Annotated in this window: 23 protein-coding genes and 2 pseudogenes; 10 read left to right on the top strand and 15 right to left on the bottom strand. The window is 61.2% G+C overall.

All coding sequences use genetic code 11. The features are described from left to right. Window positions 1-20: 20 nt before the first annotated feature. The 4 genes from gcvA to ABWL43_RS15020 form a co-directional block, all read right to left on the bottom strand. Complete coding sequence (gene gcvA / locus ABWL43_RS15035) at window positions 21-926, bottom strand: transcriptional regulator GcvA (protein ID WP_404482961.1); 906 nt, start codon at window positions 924-926, stop codon at window positions 21-23. A 63-nt stretch (window positions 927-989) separates the two neighbouring features. After that, complete coding sequence (locus ABWL43_RS15030; RefSeq protein ID WP_404482960.1) at window positions 990-2411, bottom strand: efflux transporter outer membrane subunit; 1422 nt, start codon at window positions 2409-2411, stop codon at window positions 990-992. Further along, window positions 2408-3973: a DHA2 family efflux MFS transporter permease subunit gene (locus ABWL43_RS15025; protein WP_404482959.1), complete on the bottom strand. Its 1566-nt coding sequence runs from the start codon at window positions 3971-3973 to the stop codon at window positions 2408-2410. Before ABWL43_RS15025 ends, ABWL43_RS15030 begins: the two co-directional genes overlap by 4 nt. Next, complete coding sequence (locus tag ABWL43_RS15020) at window positions 3966-5075, bottom strand: HlyD family secretion protein (protein ID WP_404482958.1); 1110 nt, start codon at window positions 5073-5075, stop codon at window positions 3966-3968. Before ABWL43_RS15020 ends, ABWL43_RS15025 begins: the two co-directional genes overlap by 8 nt. Before the next feature lie 98 nt (window positions 5076-5173). Between ABWL43_RS15020 and ABWL43_RS15015 the strand changes: the two genes are divergently transcribed. The 6 genes and pseudogenes from ABWL43_RS15015 to ABWL43_RS14990 all read left to right on the top strand — a co-directional run bounded on the left by ABWL43_RS15015 (window position 5174) and on the right by ABWL43_RS14990 (window position 10584). Continuing rightward, a complete protein-coding gene (locus tag ABWL43_RS15015) occupies window positions 5174-5884 on the top strand; it encodes a CerR family C-terminal domain-containing protein (protein ID WP_369302946.1) in 711 nt (236 codons plus the stop codon). A 32-nt stretch (window positions 5885-5916) separates the two neighbouring features. Next, window positions 5917-6437, top strand: a pseudogene (locus ABWL43_RS15010) (DUF1993 family protein). Between the two features lie 234 nt (window positions 6438-6671). Then, window positions 6672-7136 (top strand): hypothetical protein, encoded by a 465-nt coding sequence (locus tag ABWL43_RS15005; RefSeq protein WP_369302970.1) that lies wholly within the window; start codon window positions 6672-6674, stop codon window positions 7134-7136. A gap of 404 nt (window positions 7137-7540) precedes the next feature. Next, window positions 7541-8149, top strand: a complete 609-nt coding sequence (locus tag ABWL43_RS15000) for a LysE family translocator (protein ID WP_404482957.1) — start codon at window positions 7541-7543, stop codon at window positions 8147-8149. 438 nt (window positions 8150-8587) lie between these two features. Then, on the top strand, window positions 8588-9571 hold the full coding sequence (locus ABWL43_RS14995) for a GlxA family transcriptional regulator (protein WP_404488419.1): 984 nt from the start codon (window positions 8588-8590) through the stop codon (window positions 9569-9571). 50 nt (window positions 9572-9621) lie between these two features. Then, complete coding sequence (locus tag ABWL43_RS14990) at window positions 9622-10584, top strand: ADP-ribosylglycohydrolase family protein (RefSeq protein WP_404482956.1); 963 nt, start codon at window positions 9622-9624, stop codon at window positions 10582-10584. On the opposite strand, the gene ABWL43_RS14985 is transcribed toward ABWL43_RS14990, so the two are convergent. From ABWL43_RS14985 to ABWL43_RS14965, 5 genes are read right to left on the bottom strand one after another with little or no spacing between them, the layout of a single operon-like run. Further along, entirely contained in the window at window positions 10563-11822 is a 1260-nt protein-coding gene (locus tag ABWL43_RS14985) for an NAD(P)/FAD-dependent oxidoreductase (protein ID WP_404482955.1), read from the bottom strand. The two genes, ABWL43_RS14990 and ABWL43_RS14985, sit on opposite strands and share 22 nt — an antisense overlap. Window positions 11823-11825: 3 nt before the next feature. After that, a complete protein-coding gene (locus ABWL43_RS14980; RefSeq protein ID WP_404482954.1) occupies window positions 11826-13397 on the bottom strand; it encodes an aldehyde dehydrogenase (NADP(+)) in 1572 nt (523 codons plus the stop codon). Window positions 13398-13457: 60 nt separating this feature from the next. Next, window positions 13458-14405, bottom strand: a complete 948-nt coding sequence (locus ABWL43_RS14975; protein WP_404482953.1) for a dihydrodipicolinate synthase family protein — start codon at window positions 14403-14405, stop codon at window positions 13458-13460. A gap of 39 nt (window positions 14406-14444) precedes the next feature. Next, window positions 14445-15371, bottom strand: coding sequence for a 4-hydroxyproline epimerase (locus ABWL43_RS14970; protein ID WP_404482952.1), 927 nt, complete (start codon window positions 15369-15371; stop codon window positions 14445-14447). Window positions 15372-15383: 12 nt separating this feature from the next. Next, on the bottom strand, window positions 15384-17009 hold the full coding sequence (locus ABWL43_RS14965; protein WP_404482951.1) for an APC family permease: 1626 nt from the start codon (window positions 17007-17009) through the stop codon (window positions 15384-15386). Window positions 17010-17185: 176 nt separating this feature from the next. On the opposite strand from ABWL43_RS14965, the gene ABWL43_RS14960 reads away from it, so the two are divergent. Together ABWL43_RS14960 and treS are read left to right on the top strand one after the other, a co-directional pair. After that, entirely contained in the window at window positions 17186-17956 is a 771-nt protein-coding gene (locus tag ABWL43_RS14960; protein ID WP_262210809.1) for an AraC family transcriptional regulator, read from the top strand. A 257-nt stretch (window positions 17957-18213) separates the two neighbouring features. Then, complete coding sequence (treS, locus tag ABWL43_RS14955; RefSeq protein ID WP_404482950.1) at window positions 18214-20280, top strand: maltose alpha-D-glucosyltransferase; 2067 nt, start codon at window positions 18214-18216, stop codon at window positions 20278-20280. 8 nt (window positions 20281-20288) lie between these two features. Here treS and ABWL43_RS14950 read toward each other — a convergent pair whose 3' ends face one another. Further along, the gene (locus ABWL43_RS14950) at window positions 20289-20468 is read right to left on the bottom strand and encodes a hypothetical protein (RefSeq protein ID WP_404482949.1); all 180 of its coding nucleotides are present in this window, start codon (window positions 20466-20468) and stop codon (window positions 20289-20291) included. Beyond that, on the bottom strand, window positions 20468-20674 hold the full coding sequence (locus ABWL43_RS14945; RefSeq protein WP_404482948.1) for a LysR family transcriptional regulator: 207 nt from the start codon (window positions 20672-20674) through the stop codon (window positions 20468-20470). The genes ABWL43_RS14950 and ABWL43_RS14945 overlap by 1 nt, the downstream gene beginning before the upstream one ends. 117 nt (window positions 20675-20791) lie before the next feature. Here ABWL43_RS14945 and ABWL43_RS14940 point away from each other — a divergent pair, with 117 nt between their 5' ends. Continuing rightward, window positions 20792-21184: a tautomerase family protein gene (locus ABWL43_RS14940; RefSeq protein WP_369302935.1), complete on the top strand. Its 393-nt coding sequence runs from the start codon at window positions 20792-20794 to the stop codon at window positions 21182-21184. A gap of 46 nt (window positions 21185-21230) precedes the next feature. Here the strand turns inward: ABWL43_RS14940 and ABWL43_RS14935 are convergent, their stop codons facing one another. Both ABWL43_RS14935 and ABWL43_RS14930 read right to left on the bottom strand, forming a co-directional pair. Then, window positions 21231-21836, bottom strand: a complete 606-nt coding sequence (locus tag ABWL43_RS14935) for a cysteine hydrolase family protein (protein WP_404482947.1) — start codon at window positions 21834-21836, stop codon at window positions 21231-21233. A gap of 108 nt (window positions 21837-21944) precedes the next feature. After that, window positions 21945-22130, bottom strand: a pseudogene (locus ABWL43_RS14930) (aldo/keto reductase); the annotation flags it as partial. A 275-nt stretch (window positions 22131-22405) separates the two neighbouring features. Between ABWL43_RS14930 and ABWL43_RS14925 the strand changes: the two are divergent. Further along, window positions 22406-22945 (top strand): GNAT family N-acetyltransferase, encoded by a 540-nt coding sequence (locus ABWL43_RS14925; protein ID WP_404482946.1) that lies wholly within the window; start codon window positions 22406-22408, stop codon window positions 22943-22945. A gap of 199 nt (window positions 22946-23144) precedes the next feature. Here the strand turns inward: ABWL43_RS14925 and ABWL43_RS14920 are convergent, their stop codons facing one another. Beyond that, window positions 23145-24659 carry an ATP-binding protein gene (locus tag ABWL43_RS14920; RefSeq protein ID WP_404482945.1) on the bottom strand — a complete coding sequence of 505 codons (1515 nt, stop codon included), beginning with the start codon at window positions 24657-24659 and terminating at the stop codon, window positions 23145-23147. Beyond that, a complete protein-coding gene (locus ABWL43_RS14915) occupies window positions 24649-25470 on the bottom strand; it encodes an alpha/beta fold hydrolase (RefSeq protein WP_369302931.1) in 822 nt (273 codons plus the stop codon). Before ABWL43_RS14915 ends, ABWL43_RS14920 begins: the two co-directional genes overlap by 11 nt. Window positions 25471-25766 lie beyond the last annotated feature (296 nt).

Raw genomic sequence — 25766 nt, 5'->3', positions numbered from 1 at the left:
CATGAGCAAACGTTCATGCTTTAGCGGTAACTCAGCTGAGCCTGCTGTGACGCTTCCATCAGCCAGTGACGAAAACTGACGACGTGGGGCTGCGATTCGATGCCTTTTGGGCAGACAAAATAGTAGGCCACCGGGGAGTCGAACGGCACATCAAACAGCCTGACCAAACTGCCGTCGCGGATCTGCGCTTCGACATGCCCGCTGCGCGCAAGCGCGACGCCCTGGCCCAGCAGCGCAGCCTCGATGGTCATGTTGGTGTCTGCAAACCGCACACTTTCCTTGAGCGCCGCGATGCCCGTGCCGACATGCTGGAACCAGGCCTCCCACTTCGGCACCAGGTCTGCGCCGTCGCGCGTCAGCAATGGGTAACGCAATAACTGCGCAGGCGTTTGTGGCAGGCCAAAGCGGTGCAGGAGATCGGGGCTGGCGACGGGGAAAATCTGTTCCCTGAGCAGAAACTCCGAGTGCAGGCCCGGATAATTGCCATTGCCCAGGCGGATCGCCACGTCAGATTCACTGCTGGAAAACGTGATGGCTTTGTCGCTGGTTTCCAGCGTGATCAGAATTTCCGGGTGCTGCTGCGATAGACTCGGCAACCTGGGAAGCAGCCATTTGAGCGCAAAGGAGTAAGTGGTGCTGACCTTGAGGCGCACCCGGCCTTTGTGTTCCCGAAGGTCAGACAGGGTGGCTTGCAGGTTCATGAAAAACTCACGCACGATCGGCGCTAGCGCGGCGCCGGCGGGTGTCAATGTCAGCGACTTGCCGCGCTGAAAAAGCTCCAAACCCCAAATCGCTTCGAGGTGTTTTAACTGATGGCTGACAGCACTTTGGGTGACATGCAATTCCTGCGAAGCCGAGGTGAAGGTGGAATGCCGCGTGGCAACCTCAAAGGCGCGCAAGGTGGCGGTGGGCGGTAAGTCTCTCATCGGATGCAAGCCGGTGGCCATGAATGAAGGCTCATGGTAGTTGATTTGCCGCCAATCGCCTGCTCACCGTGTCCATCCCAGCCCCAGTGCCTTGTGCAGCGACGCAAAATCCTTCAGTAGCTCTGCGTCCGCGGAGATCCGGCTTTCTTGTGCCTGATAGCGCGTGCGCTCCGCATCCAGCCAATCCAGCGTACTCGCGGTACCTGCACGGTAACGCTGACGCGTCAGGTCGGCTGCACGCACTGCGGAAGATTCCACCGTGCGCAACAGCAGCACGTTCTGGCGCTGGTGCCCATACCGGGCCAATGCCACGTCGGCATCGCGCAAGGCACTCAACACCACGCTTTTATAGTTGGCCAGGGCCTCGTCACGTCCAGCCTCTGCCCCTTTGACGCTGGCGGCAACACGGCCGAAATCCAGCGCGTTCCAGGTGATCCGAGGCAGGATCAACCAGGTGCCGTTGTCCTTGCGTGCAAGGTGCCCAGGGTCACCGGCCGAGAACGACAGGTCGCCCATCAAGCTCAGTTTGGGAAACCAGTCTGCGGTCTTCTCGCCAATCTGGGCATTGCTCGATGCCAGTTTGCGTTCGGCGATGCGGATGTCCGGGCGTGCCTTCAAGAGTGCGGCCGGGTCGGCGACCGGCACCGCCTCCGGGATAGCGGGCAGCGGCCGCGCGGTGGCCAGTTGGCTGTCCAGCTCGCCGGGTTCCAGGCCGCAGAGCAGGCCCAGCTGGTCGAGCGATTCGACGATGGCGGCTTGCAGCGGCAGGCGTTGGGCCTGGGTGTTTTGGGCCTGTGTCAGTACCTGCTCCAGTTGCAGTTGCGAGGCCACGCCGCGCTCGCGCCGTTGCTGGGTGAGGTCCAGGGCCTGGTTTTCGATGCCGACGCTGGCGTCGACCAATGCCAGGCGTGCTTGCTGGTCGCGCAGGTCGGTGTAGGCCTGCACTATTTCCGCAGCCAATTGCACTTGGGCGTCAGCCAACTGGGCTTGGGAGGCGTCGGCCTCTGCCTGGGCGGCTTCGACTGCACGGCGTGTGCCGCCAAACAGGTCGGCCTCCCAGCTGGCATCGAAACCGGCGAGGTACAGGCTCAACGGGCCGCGGCCACCGCCATTGTTGCCACCCAGCGCGGAGGTGTCCGGGGAGCGCAGTTTGAGCAGCGCGGCATCCCCGGTGACCTTGGGCATCGCGTTGGCTTGCGCGCCGCTGAGGCCTGCGCGGGACTGCTTGAGGCGCGCCTGGGCCGTGGCAATGTCCGGGCTGTTTTGCAGGGCTTGCTCCACCAGCTGGTTCAGTTGCGCGTCGCCCAGGGTTCGCCACCACTGCGCGACACCGGGAGCGCTTGCCGATGCGCTGTCAGCGTGCGGCAGGTGCCCGGCCGCCAGGGTTTTTGCCGCGACGTCGGGGGCACCGTGGTAGTCCGGGCCGACGGTGCAAGCCGACAACAGGCCGACAGTCAGCAAGAGGGGAAGGGTGCGAGGAATCATCGTTGTACCGTGCGCTTTTTCAGGATGAAGATCAGGGGCAGGCACGCCAGCATCGCGAGGCCTAGTACATAAAACGAGTCGTTGTAGGCCATCACCGAGGCTTGTTGCGCAATGTCATTGGCCAGTTGTGCGAACGCCTGCACCTGCGCCGTCGATGCATCGCCGGTTTGCGCGAGGTAGCTGGCGGTGTGGCTGGTCATGTGGTCCTGCGCCAACTGGCTGTTGGCCTGGATGCCTTCGCGCAGCCTGTCGTCATGAAAATGGCTGCGCCGGTCCATCAGCACGCCGAGCAGGGCCAGGCCGATGGTGCCGCCCAGGTTGCGCGACATGTTGTAAAGCCCGGCGGCGTCCCCGGCGTCACGGGTCTCGACCGAACGCATCGACAGTTGGCTGAGCGGCATCATCACCAGAATCTGCCCAAAACCACGCAACAACTGCGACCAAACAAAGTCGTGCCCGACACTCTCGGTGGTGAGTTGGGTGTCGACAAAGCAGCTGGCCCAATACAGCAACAGGCCGGCACCGACCATCCAGCGCAGGTCATAGCGGCCGAGCATGCGCGGCAAAATGGGCATCAGCAAAAACGCCGGTATGCCCGACAGCAACATGATCGCGCCGGACTGCTGCGCGTTGTAGCCCGAGAGGATGCCCAGGAACTGCGGCACCAGATACGCCGTGCCATAAATCCCGGCGCCCACGGCGGTACCGATCAACAGCACGCTGCCAAAGCTCTTGTTCAGCACCAGTTGCAGTCGCACGATCGGCGTACTCGAGCGCAACTGCCCGACCGCAATCAGGAAAAAGCCGATCACCGTGGCGATGCTCAGCCACGTGATCAGCAGCGAGTCGAACCAATGCTCACGCTGGCCTTCTTCAAGCACCACCGTCAGCGAACTCAGGCCCATGGCCAGGCCGAGGATGCCCAGCCAGTCGGCACTGATGAAGCGTTGCAGGTTCATGCGCTCGCTTGGCAGGCCGGTGATCAGCAGGGTGATCAGGGCGATGCTGATGGGCAGATTGAGAAAGAAGCACCAGCGCCAGTTGATGTTTTCCGTGAGCCAGCCGCCGATGACCGGGCCGAGCAAGGGGCCGAGGATCACGGTCATGCCAAACATCGTGGTGCCGATGGCCAGCTGGTGCGGCGGCAGGCGCGTGCGCACGATGGTTTGCGCGGTGGGAATCATCGCGCCGCCGGCGAACCCCTGGCCGATGCGCCCGGCGATCATGGCGCCGAGGCTTGAGGACAGGCCACAGAACATCGAAAACGCAGTGAACATCAAGGCCGTGCCGATCAGGAACCGGCGCAGGCCGAACACCCGGGTCAGCCAGGCGGCGAGGGGGATCATGACGATTTCCGACATCAGATAGCCCGTGGCGATCCACGTGCCTTCGGTGCCGGTCGCGCCGATTTGCCCTTGAATCTGTGGCAGCGCCGAGTTGGTGATCGACACGTCCAGCGTCGCCAGCAAGGCGCCGAGTGCGCCGGCAGCCACGGCGATCCAGTCGGTCAGCGAGGCGTTGCGCGGTTTTTCTGCGGCCTCGGCCATCAGCGCTTCAGCCATGATTGGCGTCCGCGGCATGGGTGCGGGTGTCGACGTCAACGGTTGCCGACAGGCCAGGCATCAACGCCGCGCGCACCTCATCGGGTATGTCCAGCGAGATGCGCACTGGTACGCGTTGCACGATTTTGGTGAAGTTGCCTGTGGCATTCGACGGTGGCAACAGCGCGAACTGCGCGCCGGTGCCTGGGGACAGACTGTCGATATGGCCTTGCAGATCAAGCCCTGGCAGCGCGTCCACGTGCACGCTGACGGATTGGCCGGGACGCATGTCGCCGATCTGGGTTTCCTTGTAGTTGGCGGTCAAATAAATCGCGCTGATCGGTACCACTGTCAGCAAGCGAGTGCCCGGCTGCACGTACTGACCAACACGCACGCCGCGGTCGGCCACGCGCCCGTCCAGCGGGCTGCGAATCACTGCGTCATCCACGTCCAGCTGGCTCTGCGCCTCGCTGGCCTTGGCCACGCCGAGTTGCGCCTGGGCTTGTTTGAGTTGTGCTTCAAGCGTGCCATAGCGGGTCTGACTGGAGCGCAAGGCGGCCTGTTTGGCCGCCACGGTGCTGCGGGCCTGGGCCAATTGGTTATTCAGCTGCGCCAGGCGCTCTTCCGGCTCGGCACCTGAACGCGCCAGCGGGGCGTAGCGCGCGACTTCGGTCTGTGCGTGTTTTGCATCGGCCTCGGCGCCTTGCAACTGCGCGCGGGCTTCGGCAATGGTCGAGTCCTGCTGCACCAGGTCGGCCTTGGCCTTGGCGTAGTCGGCCGTGCGCGCGGCAATGGTTGCCGAGGCTTCGTCGCTGACGGCCTGGTATTTGCGCGCATCCAGGCGCACCAGCACATCGCCGCGCTTTACGTCCTGGTTGTCGCTGACCAGCACTTGGGCCACGTAGCCATTGATTTTGGGCGCCACACTGATGCTGTCGGCTTGCAGGTAGGCGTCGTCGGTAGTCTGGATGAAACGTCCGGTGAGCCACCACCAGGCAGCCCAACCCACAGCACCCAAAAGTGCGACGGTGGCGATGGTCAGCAGTATCCGTCGAGCCTTGCCGCGTTGACGGTTGACGGTGTCTTCAGGAATGACCTGAGGCGAGGGAGGTGCAGCGGACATCGGGTCACTCCAGATTTATAACAGATGGAATAAATTCTATTTTTCGCGAATTTTTGTCAACTGGTATATTTTGGTCCGGTATTCGAAAGGAGCTGCACATGGCACGACATAAACCTGCCGCCGAGGGTGGTTATCAGCGTGGCGAAGAAACCCGCGCGCGTATTGTCGACGCGGCGGTCGTGGTCTTTGGCGAGCGCGGCTACGACGGCGCGTCGACCCGCGACATCGCCACGGCCGCGGGCGTCAACGCGCCGGCGATTCAGTACTATTTTGACGGCAAGGAAGGCATCTATCTGGAGTGTGTCGAGCACTTGATCACGCTGCTGTGGCGCAAGATGGCGCCGTGCGTGGAGGCCGCCGAATGCGCGTTGGCTGATCAGGCCTCAGACGATAAAACCTTGATCGACGTGTCGCTGGGCATCCTCGGTACGGTGGTTTCCACCATCCAGGACAGCCCGCAAACCACCGCCTGGCGTGCGTTTCTTGACCGCCACCAGGCCGGCCTGTGTCCAGAAAGCGCGACAACCGCCTTTGAGGATCGCTTCAAGGCGCGCATTGGCCGGGTTATCCGCCAACTGATCGCGCGCCTGGCCGGTTTTGCAGTGGAGGACGAGCGCACCGTGATTCACTCGATGGCATTGTTCACCCAGGGCCTGGCATTCCGGGTGCAAAAACCCAAGCTGCTTGAGGCGTTGAAGTGGGCCGAAGTCAACCAGAAGGAAATGGAACTGGTGCGCGACGTGGTGCTGATGCAGGCCCGGTTTACCCTCGAAGGCCTGGTCAAGCAACGCGGCGTGATCGCTACGTGATGTGATGTTCAACCCCAGACAAGGACGCAACGATGTCGCTCTATACGGTTACCATTCCCTGCTTCGCCCAGATGCTGAACGCGCTCAAAGACCTGCTCGCCAAAGGTGAGGCTCACGCTGCAGCGCTGGCTTTCGACCCGCAAGTTCTTCTCGATTCACGCCTGGCACCCGACATGCACCCCCTGGCGACCCAGGTTCGCTACGCCTGCACCAGGCGCGCGAGGCGGTCGACCGGCTAAGCGGGCATCCGCTGTCAACGCTGCAGGCGCCGACCTCGATGGCTGAGGCGCTCGCACTGATCGACCAAATGCTGGCAGTGCTCGCCGGCGCTGATCGCAGCGTGATTGAGCGTCGGGCGGATGAATCCATCGCCATCGAACTCCCCGGTGGTATCGCCTTCCAGATGACCGGCAACGAATACGCCGTCAATTGGGCCACGCCGCAGTTCTATTTTCACCTGATGACCGCCTACAACATCCTGCGCCATAACGGCGTGCCGCTGGGCAAAGCGGACTACGTGCCGCACATGTTTGCGTATGTGCGTCAGGGCTGAACGCAGCATCAAGGGCGGCGGCGATTGGGGTTCTGCGCAGTGTCGACACGTGCTGTACGAGTGGTCTGCCGCCGCGCTTTTTTGCGGATGACCTGTGCCCAGATGCTGCGAAAATCGGCCAGCCGTTGTGAAATGTTGTGAAGCATGGGGAATGGCCCTTTGCCCATGCTAACGTCCGCATCGGGGTATCGTCAGCACGACGATTTCATTCGTTCCATTGAGGGAGCAGCGCCGATGTCTACTACCGTAACGCCCGCGTCTGGCGGGTCGAACACGCCAAAGTCCTCGCCGTCGTCTTTCGACGACAAGTTGAACATTGCCAAGTCCAGCAAGGTCGTTGCCGATTACATGCGCCAGACGGGCAAGTCGGCCATCACCAAGCAGGAGCTGTCGCAACTGGCCAGCAATGCCTCAGGCAAGGTGCCAGCGAACGTTTCCGACGCTGCCAAGTACATGGAAAAACACCCGGATGTATTCACCGCCATCGAAACCCACGACGTGGCCGGCGCCGACAATCTGTCCGGCGTGTGGAACTTCGACTGGGCAGCCAATGGCGGGCTGAAGGGCACGGCGACCGATGCTATCGCCACCATGCAGGACACGTTTGACATGGCCATCGCCAAGTCTGCGCAGATCACTGAAATTTCCACCGCTAAAAAAGCCGAACTGGACTCGACCAAACAACGGCCGCAGAACTGAGGCCGCAGGTTGTCAGCCACGCCCAAAACGGTTCCCGGCGCTTCAGTGGGGACCGTTTTCTGCCTGACCGGCGGTCAGTGTCACTCAATACCCGCAACTCAACCACGGCGCTGTGCCGACACTCATGGCTTGGCCTTTTTTGATGCGTTCAGCGCAGATTCAAGCAGCGTGAGCAACTATACCGGTCAGTGAAAGCACTCCACTCGCCACTGCCGGAGAACCTTGATGCTTGTGATCATCGGCGTACTTGCCAGCGTGGCCGTGTGGGTCTGGTGGACCTATCCCCCGCGAGTTTCTCGACAACGCCAAAGTGTATTCCTCGATCCGACCCTAGCTGTACGGGGCAGCCAGGGCCGCAACCGATTACTGTCGCAGGCATACCACCGCCGTCTGGATGCCGCGCCATGTTCATGTCTACCAGCCTGCTCTCAGCCTTCGTGCTGTTTGCCTTCGTGTCCTCGATCACACCCGGCCCCAACAACACGATGCTGCTGGCCTCGGGCGTGAACTTCGGGTTTCGCCGGTCGATGCCCCACGCGTTGGGAATCAGCATCGGCTTTATGCTGTTGGTGATTTCGGTGGGGCTCGGTCTGGGCGAAGTGTTCAAGGTATTTCCGTGGGCCTACACCCTGTTGCGGTATGTGGGCGCGGCTTACTTGTTGTACCTGGCGTGGAAGATTGCAACCTCCGGCGGCATGTCCGAGAGCGACAACGAACACAGCAAACCCATGACCTTCCTCGGGGCGGCGGCGTTTCAATGGGTCAATCCCAAGGCGTGGATCATGGCGTTGGGGGCGATCACCACCTACACGCCGGCCGAGGGCTATGTGACCAACGTGCTGGTGATTGCCCTGGTGTTTGCGGTGGTCAACTTGCCCAGCGTGTGTGTCTGGGTGGTTTGCGGCACTGGCCTGCGCACTGTGCTGCGTGAACCGCGTTGGTTGCGTCTGTTCAACGTGTCGATGGCCGGGCTGCTGGTGGTGTCGCTGTACCCGATGCTCTTTGCGAGTTGATAAAGTTCGAGACGGTGACGCACTCACACGGGCGAGATGGTCGCCAGCAAGCCGATGCCGATGGTCAACACCAAAAAGCCGAACAGGAAAAGTGCCATCTTGGTCATAAGGCCTCCGAAGGGAAGGGGACGACAGGAATGTCGGGTTGGCGCCATTGTCCGCCTCGAGGCATTTTCGATACAGACGCAGATAGCAAAGAAAAAACCGTATCAGATGGCCCCGCGCCTGCCCGGCAGCAGGCCTGGAAGGCGGGCGGGTTTCTAAAGATCAGGCACGCGGCTGGCGTTCAACAGCGCCGTCGGGGCAACCGCTTGCTCAGGCACCACGCCTGGGGAATGCCGAGGGACAGCGCCTGCATTTGCCCCTAAGATAGCGCCCACTGCATCAACAATAAGCGTGGGCCAACCCTCGATGGAAAGACGCCAATTCAGCGGTGGCATGCAAGGCAAGAACCTGCGCTACCTGAATGACTCCCCCCAGCAGCGGCCGCCGGTTACCCGTGTGGGCTTCCTGCTGCTCGAACACTTCTCCCTGCCCGCATTCACCCAGACCCTCGACACGCTGATCACCGCCAACCTGCTGCGTCCCGAACTGTTTGCCACCCGTACGTTTGGTTGCGGCGACGGCGAGGTGATCAGCGACCTGGGCCTGGTGATCCGTCCCAATGCGCGCCTGGACGTGTCGGCATTGCCGCAGTTGGACCTGTTGGTGGTGTGCGGCGGCTTTCGTACCGAACTCAAGGCCGATGACGAATTCAGCCAGCTGTTACGCAGCGCCGCCGAACAGGCTGTCGCCCTTGCCGGATTGTGGAACGGCGCCTGGTTTCTCGGCCGCGCCGGCCTGCTGCAGGGCTATCGCTGCGCCATCCACCCGGAACATCGCCCGGCGCTGGCGGAGGTCTCCAAGGCCGCCCAAGTGACCAGCGAGCCCTATGTGATCGACCGTGACCGCCTGACGGCCTCCAGCCCCTCAGGCGCGTTTCACATGGCCCTGGACTGGATCAAGGCCCTGCACGGCAAGGCGCTGGTCGAGGGCATTGAAGACATTCTGGCGTTCGAGGAGTCGCGTTACCGACGCATCAAACCCACGGAAAATGTCTGCGTCAGTGCGCCGCTGCGTGAGGTGGTAAAGCTGATGGACGCCAACCTTGAAGAACCGCTGGAACTCGACCAGTTGGCCGTCTACGCCGGTCGTTCACGCCGTCAGCTGGAGCGGCTGTTCAAGGAACAACTGGGCACCACGCCGCAGCGCTATTACATGGAACTGCGGGTCACCGAGGCGCGGCGCTTGTTGCAGCACACCGAACTGTCCCAAGTGGACGTGCTGGTGGCGTGCGGTTTTGTCTCGCCGAGCCATTTCAGCAAATGTTACAGCGCGTATTTCGGCTATCGCCCCTCCAAGGAGAAGCGGCTGGTCAAGTAGTCTGCGCGCGTTGATTGTCTATGTGGACGACGTTTTATCAAGGAGTACCGATGCCTATAACACTGTCAGACCGCTACCGTGGCAGCCTGCTTGGGCTGGCCTGTGGCGACGCGGTCGGCACCACGGTTGAGTTCATGCCCCGCGGCACATTTGCCGCCGTGACGGACATGGTCGGAGGCGGACCGTTCAGCCTGAAGCCTGGCCAGTGGACGGACGACACATCGATGGCCCTGTGCCTGGCCGAAAGCCTGCTGAGCAAGGGCGGCTTTGACGCGAAGGATCAGATGGGCCGGTACCTGAACTGGTGGCAATGGGGCTATTTGAGTGCCACGGGAGACTGCTTTGATATCGGCATGACCGTGCGCGAGGCCTTGGCGGCTTTCCAGCAGCATGGCGACCCATTTGCCGGTTCTACACACCCGTATTCGGCCGGCAATGGCTCGATGATGCGCCTCGCGCCTGTGGTGTTGTTCTTTTTCCCGGACCTACAACGTGTGCGCACCTTTGCCATCGACAGTTCACGCACAACCCACGCGGCTCCAGAGGCCATCGAGTGTTGTGTGGTGCTCGCGCAGGCGCTTTGCAAGGCCTTGAGCGGCATGCCCAAAGACGAGGTGTTGTGCGTCTCGGACGGTGCGCTGACGGCGCCCAAAGTGCTGGCTATCGCTGCCGGCGAATACCGTAACAAGGCGCGTGGCGAGATTGCCGGTTCCGGCTATTCGGTTGCCTCGCTGGAAGCCGCGTTCTGGTGCTTCCACCACACCGACAGCTTTGCCGATGCCGTGCTCGCCGCTGCAAACCTGGGTGACGATGCGGACACCACGGCCGCCATCGTGGGCCAGTTGGCGGGCGCCTACTATGGCGTCCAAGGCATCCCCGCCGGCTGGCTGGCTGGAAAAATTATGGATGCGCGAGGAGATTCAGCAGATGGCGGATGCCTTATCGGACGCCTCCAGGGCCGGCCACTGAGGCCGGCACCCGGCAGCGTTGCTCAGAATCGCCCCAGTCGATAGGGCGCAAGCGTGGGCAGCCCGGACAGCGAGGGGTGTGCGGCGGCCAGTTGCGCGACGATCTCCGCCGTCACCGCCGCCTGCGTCAAGCCCAAATGCTGGTGCCCGAACGCAAGCAACACCTTGCCGTCGCACAGCCGATCAATGATCGGCAATGAGTCGGGCAGGGAAGGGCGAAACCCCATCCAGGCGGTCGCGTCCTGCGCGTTCAGGTCCTCACGGAACAACCCTTGGCTCAGTCGGTGCAATTGCCAGGCACGCTGCATATTCGCCGGGCGCTCGAGCCCTGCGAACTCGACGGTGCCGGCCAGGCGCAAGCCATCGCTCATGGGCGTCATGATGAACTTGCGCTCAAACGAGGTGACGGCAAACGGCAGTCGGTGCTGCTCCCTTGGCAGCATCAAGTGATAGCCGCGCTCGGTGTCCAACGGCACTGTTTTACCCGTGAGTGCCGCGGTGAGTCTGGCCGAATGAGCACCGCAGGCGATCAGCACCTGGCGCGCGGTGACGACGCCTTGATCGGTCATCAGCGACACACCGGCGCCATCCAGCCGCCCATCCAGCACGCGCTGCTGCACAAACTGCACGCCACTGGCCTGGGCGGCGCTTACCAGTGCGCAGACCACGGTGTACGGGTCAATAAAGTGCCCGGTGGCGGGGAAAAACAGGCCGCCTCGGATAGCCTCGCTCAGTTGCGGCGCCACCTGGCGTATCGCCTCGCCTGGCCAGAATTCCACCGCCACGTTCTGCTGCTGCATGCGCAGGCGCAATGCATCGATCGCCTCAGCTGACGCGGCGCGCTCAAACACCAGCAAGGAACCGTCTGGGCGCAACAACTGTGGCCGGTCGATGCTCTGCAACAAGCGTTGCCAGGCCGCCAGGCTGGCTTCATTCAGCGCGCGAATACCTGCGACCGTGCGCCGGTAGCGCGCCGGGCGCAGGTTCAGCAGCAGGCGCGCAAACCAGGGCAGGGCGCGCGGCAGGTATTTCCAGTCCAGGCGCAGCGGGCCCATGGGGTCCATCAGCATCGCCGGCAGGCGCTTGAGGATCGACACGTCGGCAATCGGAAACACCTGCTCGGTCGCCAGGTGCCCGGCATTGCCATAGGAGGCGCCCATACCGGGCTGCTGCGGGTCGATGACCACCACGCGCCGGCCTTGACGCGCCAATTGCAACGCGCAGGCCACGCCGATAATCCCGGCGCCGATGACGACGGTGTCTGCAGTGTTGGAATCGGACATGGCCTAGGCCTCTCTCTGACCGTCGAGCAAACGCCTTAACTGCAACGGGTTGCCCTGTTGCAGCGCGCAAGGCAACAAACCATCGGGGAAGTCCTGGTAGCACACCGGGCGCAAGAACCGCAGGATCGCCGCCGTGCCCACCGAGGTGCTGCGTGAGTCCGAGGTGGCAGGGAAGGGCCCGCCGTGGACCATGGCGTCACACACCTCCACACCCGTGGGCCAGCCGTTGACCAGCAGGCGCCCGGCCTTACGTTCAAGCACCGGCAGCAAGGCTTTGGCACGTGCCAAGTCCGTATCGTCCAAGTGGAGTGTGGCCGTCAGTTGGCCTTCCAAGTGTTCCGTGACTTGGCGGACTTCATCATCGCTGGCGCACACCACCACCAGCGATGCGGCGCCGAAAACTTCTGCTTGAAGGTGCTGATTGCGCAAAAAGTCGTGGGCCGGGGCGACGAACAGGTGCGCCTGCCCCTGGTTGGGGCCGTCGGCCGCCTGACCTGTTGCTGCAATCCGGGCATGTTCGGCCAGCGTGCTCACGCCGCTTTGATACGCGCGGAAAATGCCCGGCGTCAGCATGGTCTGGGCCGCGCAACCGCGCAGCAACTGCGTTGCGCTGGCGATGAAAGCATCCAGTGCGCTGCCTGCGACGGCGATCACCAACCCAGGGTTGGTACAAAATTGCCCGGCGCCCTGAGTCAACGACGCAACAAACCCCTGCGCCAATGCTTCGCCACGTGCCTGCAACGCGGCAGGAAACAAATACACCGGGTTGATCGAGCTCATCTCGGCATACACCGGGATCGGCTCCGGCCGCGCCTGCGCCGCCTGGGTCAATGCGATACCCGCGGTGCGCGAACCGGTAAAGCCCACGGCCTTGATGCGCGGGTCGGTAACCAGCGCGATGCCGATGTCCGTGCCCGCGCCGTAAAGCAGTGAAAACACCCCGTCGGGCAAACCACAGGCCTTCACCGCCTGGGCCACCGCGCGTCCGACCAGTTCGCTGGTGCCGGGATGGGCACCGTGTGCCTTGACGACCACCGGGCAGCCGGCCGCCAGGGCCGAAGCGGTATCACCGCCCGCCACCGAGAACGCCAAGGGGAAATTGCTCGCGCCAAACACGGCCACCGGTCCCAGTGGCACCTGCCGTTGACGCAAGTCTGGGCGTGGCAACGGCTGGCGCTCGGGCTGCGCGGTGTCGACACGCACGCCCAGCCATTCACCGGCGCGCACGGTGCGCGCAAAGCTACGCAACTGCGCGCAGGTGCGGCCTCGTTCGCCCTGGATGCGCGGGCGCGGCAGGCCCGTTTCGGCCATGGCGCGTTCAATCAACTCATCGCCGAGCGCTTCGATAGTGTCGGCAATGACGTCCAGAAAGCCGGCGCGCTCGGCCAGCGAGGTTTCGCGATAGGTGTCGAACGCAGCCCATGCCAGGGCGCACGCCTGCTCGACATGCTCACGACCGCCGCCAGCGTAAGCCGGTTCCAGTGGCGCGTCGGTGGCGGGATTGATGGCCCGAATCGCTTCGCGATGGCCGGAAATTGCTTGCTGACCGATCAGCATCTTGCCCGTCAGGGTCATGGGGTCGTCCTGGAAAAATGAGGGTTGGCCGCTGTGAGAAGTACAGCGGCGCGCAAGGGCTCAGGCGAGGTTCTGTTCGGCCGACCAGTTGGCGTACCACTGGCGGAACAGCGCGTACTGGTGCTCGGCATAACGCCGCTGCGCATCACTGAGCACGTCGGTGTCGTTGAAGTGCAGGGCGTAACCCTGGTCACCGTTAAGCACCATCAAATGCTTGTAATACAGCACCAGGTCGCAGCCTTCGTCGAAGGAGGACAGCACGCCCAGCGCCGCTTCCAGTTCGCGGGCCAGGCGCCGCGCCTTGGCGTCACCTTTGGCGGCTTGCTTGCTCAGGGCCACCAGTTGCAGCACTTCGCGTGGCAGCGCATTGCCGATGCCGGTGATGGCGCCGGTGGCGTTGCAGTTGACGAAGCCGTGCACCACCTGGGTGTCGACGCCGACCATCAGGGTCACGTTATCGTCCTGGGAGGTGATGTTTTCAGCCGCGTAACGCAGGTCGGCAGCGCCGCCGAATTCCTTGAAACCGATGAGGTTAGGGTGTTCGCGGCGCAGTTCGAAGAACAGGTCGGCGCGGGTGGCAAAACCGTAATACGGGCTGTTGTAGATCACCGCCGGCAGGTTTGGCGCGGCATTGAGGATGGCCGAGAAGTGCGCCTTTTGCGCGGTGGCCGACGCACCGCGTGAGAGCACGCGCGGGATCACCATCAGCCCATAGGCACCGACGTTGGCCGCGTGCGCTGCATGCGCCACCGCCTCACGGCTGTTCACCGCACCCGTGCCGACAATGGTCGGCACACCGGCAGCCACCAGGCGCGCCACACCTTCCTGGCGCTGGGCCTCGGTGAGCAGCGGCCAGTCACCCATGGAACCGCAGTACACCACGGCGCTCATGCCGATATCGATCAGCTCGCGCCCTTTGGCCACCAGGGCGTCAAAGTCCGGCGTGCGCTCATGCGTGCACGGGGTCATCAGCGCGGGGATGCAACCGGTGAAAATGTTGTCGCTCATTGTTTTAACTCCTTGCAGCGTTCAGTAAAAAATCGGGGCTCAGATGCCCCAGGCGAAAGGGTCGTGCGCGTCGATCAGCAGGGTGCTGTCGGCGGTCATGTAGGCGCGGCCGGTGATAAATGGGCGTACGCGCTCGCCGTCCCATTCATAGCGGCCTTCGAATTGGCTGCCGGTGATGCTGGCTTGCACCCAGATTGCGCCGGGCGCGAGCTTGCCGTCGGCGGCCAGGCACGCGAGCTTGGCGCTGGTGCCGGTGCCGCACGGCGAACGGTCGTAGGCTTTGCCGGGGCACATCACGAAGTTGCGGCTGTCGGCGTTGGCGTCGTCTGCGAACAGTTCGACATGGTCGATCAGCGCGCCATCGGCGCCGTGGATGCCTTGGTTTTCCAAGGCCTTGAGCATCGTCCAGGTGTAGTCGGTGAGGGCGTCGACGTTGCCCATCTCAAGCGTTTGCCCGTGCTGCGAGACCAGGAAAAACCAGTTGCCGCCCCAGGCAATGTCGCCGTGGACCACGCCATGGCCTGGCACGTCCACCGCCACGTGGTGACGATGGCGATAGGCGGGCACGTTGCGCAGGGTCACGGCGCCGTCTTCGTGCAGGGTGGCCGTTACAGGGCCGACCGGCGTGTCGATGCTGTGCACGCCGGGCTTGATGCGCCCCAAGTGGTGCAACGAGGCGACCAGCCCGATGGTGCCGTGGCCACACATGCCGAGGTAGCCGGTGTTGTTGAAGAAGATCACCCCGCACGTTGCACCCGGAGTGACCGGCTCGCAGTACAGCGCGCCGACCAGTACATCATTGCCGCGCGGTTCCAGCAGGCAGGCGCGGCGCCACAGGTCGTGCTCGGTGCGCAGGTTCTCCAGTTGCTCGGCGATGCTGCTGCCTGTCAGCGTGGGAAAGCCGTCCAGCACCAGGCGCGTGGGTTCGCCGCCGGTATGGGAGTCGATCACGTGCAACCGTTTCATAAAACGCTCCATTCAGTGGGTAGCCGGGGACAAAAGCGCGCTGTGCCGGGGCTCGTTGGCGACTTCGCTTTCGTCGTCTTCGTGTTCCAGGCGCACGAGGTGGGCAGGCACGCCGGTGGCCGCGCCCCAGTAATAAATGCCCAAGGCGCAGGCCGCGACGATCAGCGTGTCAAACGGGTGGCTGAGCACGCCGAGGCCACCAAAACTGCCGAGTTTGGAGAGCAGGAGGGTCACCGCGTAAAAGCCGATCAGCCACGCCGATGAGCGCACTTGTTGCTTGATGTTCAGGTGCGCGGTCGGCACCCAGCGTGCGCACAGCAGGTACACCCCAAACATGAGGATTTGCAGGCCGAGCAGCCATGACACGGTGCTCCAGCCAGACCAGTACACAATCAGCGCGGCGATGATGAACGACAGCGGGCCGAGTACCGCCATGCCCTTGACCCGAAACGGCCGTGGCATGCCCGGTGCATTGCGGCGCAGCGCGGCGACGGTCACCGGGGCGACGGCGTAGCTTAGGATCAGCGCGGCCGACACCACATTGATCAGCGCTTCCCAGGAGGGGAACGGCAGGGTCCAGAACACCGACAGGCCAAAGGTCAGCCACAGCGCCGGGCGCGGGATGCCGGATTTCTCGTCGATACGCGTGAAGATCTTGAAGAACGTGCCGGTCTGCGCCCAGCCATACACCACGCGCGGCGTGGCATTCATGTAGATATTGCCGCAGCCGCTGGGCGAGATCACCGCGTCCGCTACCACCAGGTACGCCAGCCAGCCCACGCCCAGCGCCAGGGCGATATCGCGATAAGGCAGCGCGAGTTCCTTGCTGATTCCCGCCCAACCGTTGGCGAGCATCTCGGTCGGCACGCCGCCGAGGAACGCGGTTTGCAGCAGCACATAGATGGCCGTCGAGAGCAGCACGGAGAGGATCAACGCGATCGGAATGGTGCGTTGCGGGTTCTTCACTTCACTGGCCACCGAGATGATCGGCGTCAGGCCCAGATAGGCAAAAATCACGCCGCCGGCCGACACCGCCATCTCGATGCCCGACAGACCGAACGGGGCAAAACCCTGGGCCTGGAAGTTCGCCGGTTTGAAGAAGGTGAACAGCACGCCAATCACCAGCAGCGGCACGATGAACTTGAACACGCTCACCAAGTTATTGGCGATGGCGAAGGTCTTCACACTGCGGTAGTTAAGGACAAAGAACAGGCACAACAGCGCCAATTGCATCAGCCAGCCCAGGGTGGTGGGGTCGCTGGAGCCGGCCTTGGTCAGTTCGGGAAACCAGGCGGCCGCGTATTGGCGCGAAGCGACCACTTCAATCGCCACCAGGCTTGAAAACGCAATCAGCGTGATAAAGCCCATCAGGTAGCCCAACAGCGGGCCGTGGGAATACACCGGGTAACGCACCACGCCACCGGCACGGGGCAGGGCGGCGCCGAGTTCGCAATAGACGATGCCCAGCAGCAGCACGGCGAAACCGCCGATCAGCCAGGAAAAAATCCCCGCCGGCCCGGCGATGGCCGAGACGTGACTGGCCGCAAACAGCCAGCCCGAACCGAAGATGGCGCCCAGCCCGATAAAGGTCAGGTCCATCAGTGAAAGTTGTTTCTTGAACTTGCCTTGAGCAGACATGGCGGCGCCTTCTTGTGAGTTATTGGATAGGCAGGTAGTGGCGTTATCCTGAACGCATCAAGGGCGTGGCGATTGATGTTTTGCGCCTGTGTGGATGACGAATTCGGCACAGTTTGCCGCGCTCGACAGTCACTTCGGCATGGGGCAATCTGCTCGAAAACAGGGGAGTCCAGTTCATGCTGCCGAGCGCATTTGCGAGCCTTTTTCAGGCCAATCGTCCCCACGACATGCAGCAGCTATTGGCCGGGGTGGCGCAGCTGTTGCCGATGCTCGACGTGATCCCCAACGCCGCGATCTTTATCAAGGACATCGAGGCGCGCTACGTGCTCGCCAACCACACGCTGGTGCAGCGCTGCGGGCTCAAGCAGCTGCAACCGCTGCTGGGCAAGACCAGTGCGCAAGTGTTCCCCGCGCAACTGGGGCCGGGCTATACCGAACAGGATCGGCGGGTGCTGGAACAGGGGTTTGTGCTTGAGGACCAGCTGGAACTGCACCTCTATGGCACGCGCGAACCCGGCTGGTGCCTGACGCACAAATGGCCGCTGTACAGCGATGTAAACCAGATCATCGGCCTGGCGGGCATCTCCGTCGACCTGCAGTCAGCCAGCGAAACGCACCCGGCATACCAGCGCCTGGCCGCTGTCGACGCGCACATCCGCACGCATTTCAACCGGCGCGTCAGCCTCGGTGAACTGACGCGCATTGCCGGCATCTCCGTGGCGCAGCTGGAGCGCTACTGCAAACGCGTTTTCCACCTGACGCCACGGCAGATGATCCAGAAAGTGCGCCTGGAACACGCGCACCGGCTGCTGCATACCGAACTACCGATTACCGAGGTCGCGCTGCAATGCGGCTACACCGACCACAGCGCGTTCACCCGCCAGTTCAGGGCATTGACCGGGTTTACACCGAGGCAGTATCGGCAGGCGACGCAAGGCCGTGCGTGAGACCTGAGCCATTGAGCTTCGCCGCGAGCAGCGCCCGCGCTGTTGCCAGCGCACACGCGGCGAGCGACTTGATGGCGGTTCCCGGTGGCCACAAATGACGCCGCGTGATTTTGTTCATGCGCCCGGCAAGTCCAGTGCGCGATTCAACGCCTACGAACTGCGCTGCACGGACAGTGCAAATTGCAATGCAACGAATCGCACCCGTGGCGGCTCCTATGCTTACAGATAACTTTTTCACGCACACAGGTAACGGGCTTATGACGGCGGCGGACAACGATCATGTGAACTGGCTGGTTGAGCAATCGATGCTGCACGCGGCGCGCCAGCGCGCCAAGCTCTATTCGGGGCAAGGGCGATTGTGGCAGCAGCCGTATGCGCATACCCGGCCGCGTGATGCTTCAGCCTTGTCGTCGGTGTGGTTTACCGCCTACCCGGCCTCGATCGTGACCCGTGAAAACGGCACGGTGCTGGAGGCGCTGGGAGATGAAAGCCTGTGGCACGCGTTGTCGAAGATCGGCATCCAGGGCATTCACAACGGCCCACTGAAAAAATCCGGCGGGCTCTCTGGCACGCGGCATACACCGACCATCGACGGCAACTTTGACCGCATCAGTTTTGAAATCGACCCGCAGCTGGGCACCGAGGCGCAGCTGCAGGCGCTGACGCGCATGGCCGCTGCGCACAATGCGGTGATCATCGACGACGTTATCCCATCCCATACCGGCAAGGGCGCGGATTTTCGCCTGGCCGAGATGGCGTACGAGGACTATCCCGGGCTCTACCACATGGTGGAAATCCGCGAAGAAGACTGGCCGATGTTGCCCGAGGTCGCCGAAGGCCGGGACGCGCAGAACCTCAGTCCGGTGCAGGTGGATGCGCTGCGCGACAAGCATTACATCGTCGGCCAGTTGCAGCGGGTGATCTTCTTTGAGCCCGGCGTGAAGGAAACCGACTGGAGCGCTACCCCGGTGGTGGTCGGCGTGGATGGCAAGCCGCGCCGTTGGGTCTACCTGCATTACTTCAAGGAAGGCCAGCCGTCGCTGAACTGGCTGGACCCTTCGTTCGCCGCGCAGCAAATGATCATCGGCGACGCCCTGCATGCGATTGACGTGATGGGCGCCAAGATCCTGCGCCTGGATGCCAACGGCTTTCTGGGGGTGGAGCGCAAGCTCGAGGGCGGTGCCTGGTCGGAGAGCCATCCGCTGTCGATTACCGGCAACCAGTTGCTCGGCGGCGCGATTCGCAAGGCCGGTGGGTTCAGCTTTCAGGAGCTTAACCTGACGGTGGATGACATCGCCTCGATGTCACACGGCGGCGCGGACCTGTCCTATGACTTCATCACGCGCCCGGCGTATCAGCATGCGTTGCTGATGGGCGACACCGAGTTTCTGCGCCTGATGCTGCGCGAAATGCACAGCCAGGGCATCGACCCAGGCTCCCTGATTCATGCATTGCAAAACCACGATGAACTGACCCTGGAGCTGGTGCATTTCTGGACCTTGCACGCCCACGACAATTACCTCTACCAGGGCCAGACTTTCCCCGGCAACATTTTGCGTGAGCATATACGCGAACAGATGTACGAACGCCTGACCGGCGAACATGCGCCGTATAACCTCAAATTCGTCACCAACGGCGTGTCCTGCACCACCGCCAGCATCATCACTGCAGCGCTGGGTATTCGTGACCTGGAGGCGATTACGCCGGCCGATATCGAGCAGATCCGGCAGATCCATTTGTTGTTGGTGATGTACAACGCCATGCAGCCCGGGGTGTTTGCCTTGTCGGGTTGGGACCTGGTTGGCGCGCTGCCGTTGGCGGCCGATGAAGTCGCGCATTTGATGGCCGACGGCGATACTCGCTGGGTGCATCGCGGCGCCTACGACCTGGTGGACCTGAACCCCGAGGCCGAGCTGTCGGCGGGGCAAATGCCGCGCTCCAAAGCCTTGTATGGCAGCCTTAACCAGCAGTTGCAGGACCCGCAGTCGTTTGCCTCGCAGCTGCAAAAAATCCTCGCGGTGCGCAGTGCCTATGGCATCGCCGCCAGCCGGCAGATTCTGGTGCCGGACGTCGAGCATCCCGGCTTGCTGATCATGGTCCACGAGTTGCCGGCCGGGAAGGGCACGCAGATTACCGCGCTCAACTTTAGCAACAGCGCGATCACCGAAACCCTGCACCTGCCCAATATCGCGCCGGGGCCGGTGGTGGACATCATCAATGAACGGGTTGAGGGCGACCTCACTGCCGAGGGTGAATTTACGATCACGCTGGATGCCTACGAGGGCCTGGCGCTGCGGGTCGTCAGTCATTCGCCGATGGTTTGAGTGCGGCCTTAACGCGGCGTTCGAGCGTGAGCCTTGCGCAGCGCATCCTCTGCGTCTCGCTGGCGCAAACCGTCGGCAATGCCTTGGGCCAGCAGTGGTGTGCGCTTGCTCTGTTCCACCTGAATGTCGAGTGTGGTGATCCGTTGCGCTTGCAGCGAGGCGGGCGGGCTATTGGCGGCGGGCAGCATCAGCGTGGCCGCATCCAGTTCGCCGAGGAGCAGGCGTTGTTCGAGCTCGGAACTTCAGTGCGTGACAATGCTTCGCCCAAGGCTTCTTCCAAGTGCTGAATGCGACGAGAAACCGCAGCCTGCGTCAGGCAAAGGGTTTGCGCTGCCTTGGTCAGTGACGCGCTGTCGACCACGGTGACGAAGGCCTTCAAGTCTTGAAGTAGCATGCGAAATACTCATCATCTTTTGGAAAATTATGCGCTTGATGAATTTTGTGGTGGCGACTAGCGTTGTATCACTGGCCGCCGGTGTGGATGGCCGCTCACCCTGTTAAGGATATGTTCATGCCTTTAGTCCGAATTGACCTCGCCGCCGACACCTCCACTGACACCGCGACGGCGATCAGCGAGGTGGTGTACGCGGCGATGACCAGCGTTGCCAACGTGCCTGAGCACGATAAATTCCAGATCATCAACCGTCATGCCAAGGATGAACTGGTGTACCCGGCGGCCGGTTATCTGGGGATCAGCTACACGCCCAGGATTGTGTTTATCCAGGTGACCTGGAACGCCGGGCGCAGCATTGACGTGAAAAAGGCCTTTTATGCATTCATCGCCGAAGGCATTCACGCCAGGACCGGGTTGCGCAAGGAAGACGTGTGGATCAGCCTGGTGGATGTGAAGCGCGAAGACTGGTCGTTTGGTAATGGTGAAATGCAGTACGCGCCGACCGAGTGACGCATGCACAAAAAAAGGGGCGACTCAGTCTGAGTCGCCCCTTTTTTCATTCGGCGTTCAGCGCCTGCAGAAACGCTGTGTGTTTCAGCGTTTGCGAAAACATCGGCAAGGTAAACTGCTCGGCTGCGCGCTGTTGTTCTTCACTGAACGTCGCGGTGCAATCGGTCAAGGTCACCACGTCATAGCCTTTCTCGTACCCTGATCGAACCGTGCCTTCGACGCAGCAGTTGGTCAGGAAGCCTGCGACGACCAGGTTCTGGATGCCATTGTTGCGCAGGACCAAATCCAGGCCGGTGGTGGCGAACCCGTCCAGCCCGCGTTTGCCTTCGATCACGATGTCGGCGGCTTCGCGAGTCAGCGCGTCGCTGATCTCGGCGCCCCAGGTGCCGGCACGAAAGGCGTTGCCGTCGGCGACGCCCTTGAGAATGCCGTAGGAGCGTGTGGTCAGCTCAGGGTAGCCGTCGGCAAACTGGATCGGTAAGTGGATGATCTTCACGCCCAGCTTGCGTGCCTGCTCAATCGTGGTGGCGGTGTTTGCCAGCATGTTGGTGGTGTGCATGACGTCTTTGACGGCGTCATGGAACACTCCGCCGGGGGTGGTGAAGTCGTTCTGGTATTCAATCAACACAATTGCGGTTTTATGCGGGTGCATGGTCGCTCTCCGATCAATAGGGTTTATTCGTTACTGCCTTCAACCAGGGCGACGCTGTAGGTCGTACCCTTCAAACGGTGTGCGGCAACCGCCGGATACGCGGGGCTGTTTGCCCAGGCGAGTCTCGGACAAGCCAGCGCCATACAGCGGCGCTGTGTCAAAGAAACGGATGCCTTGAGCCCAGGCGGCAGCGACGTTAGCGGCCGCCTCGTCTTCGTCAATGGCGCGGAACATGTTGCCCAGCGGCGCCGTGCCGAAGCCCAGTTGCCCGATAATGTTGTCATTCAAACTCATCGCATCACCTCGGCCTCATCAGGCCTTTAATCGTAGGTCAAGCACGACGGTTGGGTCGTGTTCGTTAAGGAATTTCTCAAGCGAGAATGAAGAGGCATGACTGCAAATATCTATTAAATAGATTCTATATAAAATCTATTGTGGGTTTTTGAGTGTTCAAGCCTGAGTGATGTTTGCCTGGCTGCTCATCGGCCTGGCGCAAACAGGCTGATTATTGCGATGCTAACGGCCTACGCGTCACGACCCGCCCACATCGAATTTATGGAGAAACATCGATGCAATCGCTGCCCATTCCGCCGTCCATCGTCGGGCACACGCTTGAGTTGCGCCCGTTGGACAGCGCAGATTTCGAAGCCCTGTACCGCGTCGCTGCCGATCCTTTGCTCTGGGCTCAGCACCCGAGTCCAACCCGCTATCAGGCGCCGGTATTTCGTGAGTGGTTCGACGAGGCATTAACGTCGCAGAGCGTTGTGGTGGTGATCGACCGTGCCAGCCATGCGGTGATAGGCAGTTCTCGGTACTACGACTTCAGTGAAGAAAAACGTGAGGTTGCGATTGGGTACACCTTTTTAGCCCGCGAAAAATGGGGCGGGGCGGCGAATGGGGAACTCAAGCGCCTGATGCTCGACCACGCATTTCGCTGGGTCGACACCGTGTGGTTCCATATCGGCGCTCAGAACATTCGCTCACAACGGGCCCTGCAGAAAATCGGCGGGAGGTTGTCGCATTCCGCGACGAAGGATGTCGCCGGGCGCACCCAAGAGACCGTTTTTTATAAAGTTGAGCGTGATGCGTTTGTGGGTAACGAATTGTAGCGGATCAGGATGCGCGTGTGATCGTCGGTCGGCGGGACGCGGGGGGATTTGCGCAGGGCAAAAAGAAAAGGGTCTGTCCGACGGACTTTGCTGGAACGCACCAGCGCTTTCTTGCATCGGAGCTTAACAGCCGTCAATGCCCAGCCCGCGCTGGGCTTTTTGCATCTGGCGAAAGTGTTTTTTAACAGGGGTCACAGGCTTACTTTAACGGAAAAGTAGCCTTGAATGCTGTCCCACTTTCAATGGTTGAGCTAACCGAAACCGTGCCGCCGTGTGCCTTCACGATTTCGCGGACAATGAAAAGCCCCAATCCAACGCTGCGACTATCTTGCGCAAGATTGACACCACGAGTCATCGGACTGAAGACCGTGGCGAGGAAGTCTGGAGGAATCGGTATACCCCAGTTGTGCACTACCAGTTCGAAACCTTGCTCCGTAATGGAGGAGGTTACTGTCACCGGGCGATCCACCGCTCCATATGTAACAGCATTGGATATAAGGTTACCTGCAAGCTGCGTAAGCCTATCGCTGTCAGCCATGCATAGACCCTGGCCATTGGTTGAATGCAGAAGCTCTCGTTTGGGATAAACGATTCGAAGCTGCTCGACAGCCGCAGCGATCAGCAGGTGTAGGTCGATAGTCGTTTTTGTAACCCCAATACCGCGCCCTATTCTGGCCTGCGTGAAATCCAACAAATCGTTGATAAGCCTGCGTGCCCTTTGCGCCGCTTCCTGAGTGTGCCGAACCAATTTCAGCTGCCTGGGGGACAGATCATTCCGCTCCAGCACCTCGGTGGCCATTGAGATCACCGATAGGGGATTACGCAGATCGTGACTCACTATCCCAATCATTTGCTCAGAGAATAGAGCACGGTCTTCTGCTGCTGCTTGCTCCCGTTTTACGTCTGTAATGTCATGAAGGATACCGACAAACTGAACGAGCTTGTTATTTGGGTCGAATGCCGCACGCCCAGTGGAGAGTACCGTGCGCTGAACGCCGTCAACGCCGTTCAATCTATAAATGCAGCGATACTCCTGAGCTACCGATCCAAGAGCCGCCGAAAATAACTCGGCCTCTCTTGGAAGGTCATTAGGGTCTATCAGGTCTGAGTAAACTGACGCTGAAACATCTTGGTTTGACGGGTAACCGAGCAATTGCGCGACGCTGTTATCGTAACGACGCTCAAGTGTCACCGGGTCGACGTCCCAAACGTGCATCTTGGCCGACTCTAGAGCAACTCGCAGTCTCGCATCGGCAATCGACAAATCCCGCTGAAGAGCTAGGTGAGCCTCGAGCGATTCCTCAGCTTGCCGTTTGGAAATCAGCACTTCCTGCTCGAATCGATGCCTCTCGATCACTACAAAAGCGCAAACCTCATCGAAAATGCCGCCAAGGTGTTCCCGCCTTGTTGCATTGAGAATCATCGGTAATTTTTTACCCTCAGACGTCGCAAACTCAAGCTTTACCTCGGAGATGGAACGCTGCATCTCAAGCAAAGGCATCCAGTGAGTTTGATGGAAAATTCGTCCTCCGACAGTCAGCAACTCTTGTAGTTTACGTCGGCCAACCAACTGATCTTTGGAGTATCCCAACCATTCGCAGAAGGTGGCATTTGCGCGAAGGATTAAACCGGCCTTGCTGGTGATAATGAGGGCGCAGGGAGCGTGCTCGTAAAGCAAGTCGGCATCAGGGACTGGGTCGTCATTAGCCGCCATGAGCAATTCGACCCTGAACGCTTGCAATGAAGCTTTGGATCGAATTGATGCATAGATCAGGAGCACTCAGGTGCGGGCAATGCCCCACGTTTTCTATCACCTCAAGACGATTATCCGGGATCACCTTGTTGAGGTAACGACCTACTTCGACAGGTGCAATGATGTCGTCGGATGACTGAATAATCAGCGCCGGCGCCAGTAGCTTGGCCACGTCAGTGCGGTTATCAGATAGGAACGTGACCCTGGCGAACCGCTTCGCAATATCAGGGTCTGTCTGGCAGAAGCTATTGGTTAATTCGACACCAAGATGAGGCTGTCCAGGCGCGCCCATGATGGCGGGGGCCATGGAGCTCGACCAGCCGAGGTAGTTGCTTTCCAACGTCTCCAGAAGAGAGTCGATGTCCTCCCTGCTGAAACCACCAAAATATTCACCATCGTTGATATACGACGGTGAAGGCCCAACCATGACATGCGCCCCGAATAGATCAGGTCGCTTATTCGCGGCGATTACGCCCGCCATAGCGCTGACAGAATGCCCAACAAATATGACCGGGCAGTCCGCAAACTCCTCAATAATCTCCACGATGTCCTGCGCGTACCCTTTCAATGATGAGTACCTCACAACCTCATAGGCTGAGAGGTCTGACTTCCCACAGCCTACAACGTCGAAAAGAATCGTCCGAAAGTTCTCGCGGAATGCCGGCTCGACGAGTCTCCACATGTTCTGATCACACCCAAAACCATGCGCAAAAACTAGAGTGACAGGGCCTGAACCATGGACGCGTACATTGTTGCGGGTTAGGACAGACATTTAAGCCTCCTGCGCTGATCACACATGGAATTCGAAAAGGCGAGTTTAACAGTCTACGTCATTAACTGCCGTTGTCCGTCCTGCTTGGCAGCAAAAACCTGGACGATAGCAAGTTTCAACGGGCATGACGCAGCAAGCAAAATGAGAACGCATGTATGGCAGCCGGTTTAAAAACTTGGGACGTGATGCTTAAGCGTATGCCTGGAGGTGGCTTTTCGGATGGTCAGCCTGGCGCCGTGAAAATCTCTTGTTTTTGTGAGGCCCGATGTTGGCGGAATGCTCGGTGCAGACGAGCC

The organism is Pseudomonas sp. HT11, from assembly GCF_044875395.1.
Lineage (GTDB): Bacteria > Pseudomonadota > Gammaproteobacteria > Pseudomonadales > Pseudomonadaceae > Aquipseudomonas.
The sequence above is the reverse complement of the archived record's forward strand: the minus strand, read 5'-3'. Positions and strand labels throughout refer to the sequence as shown.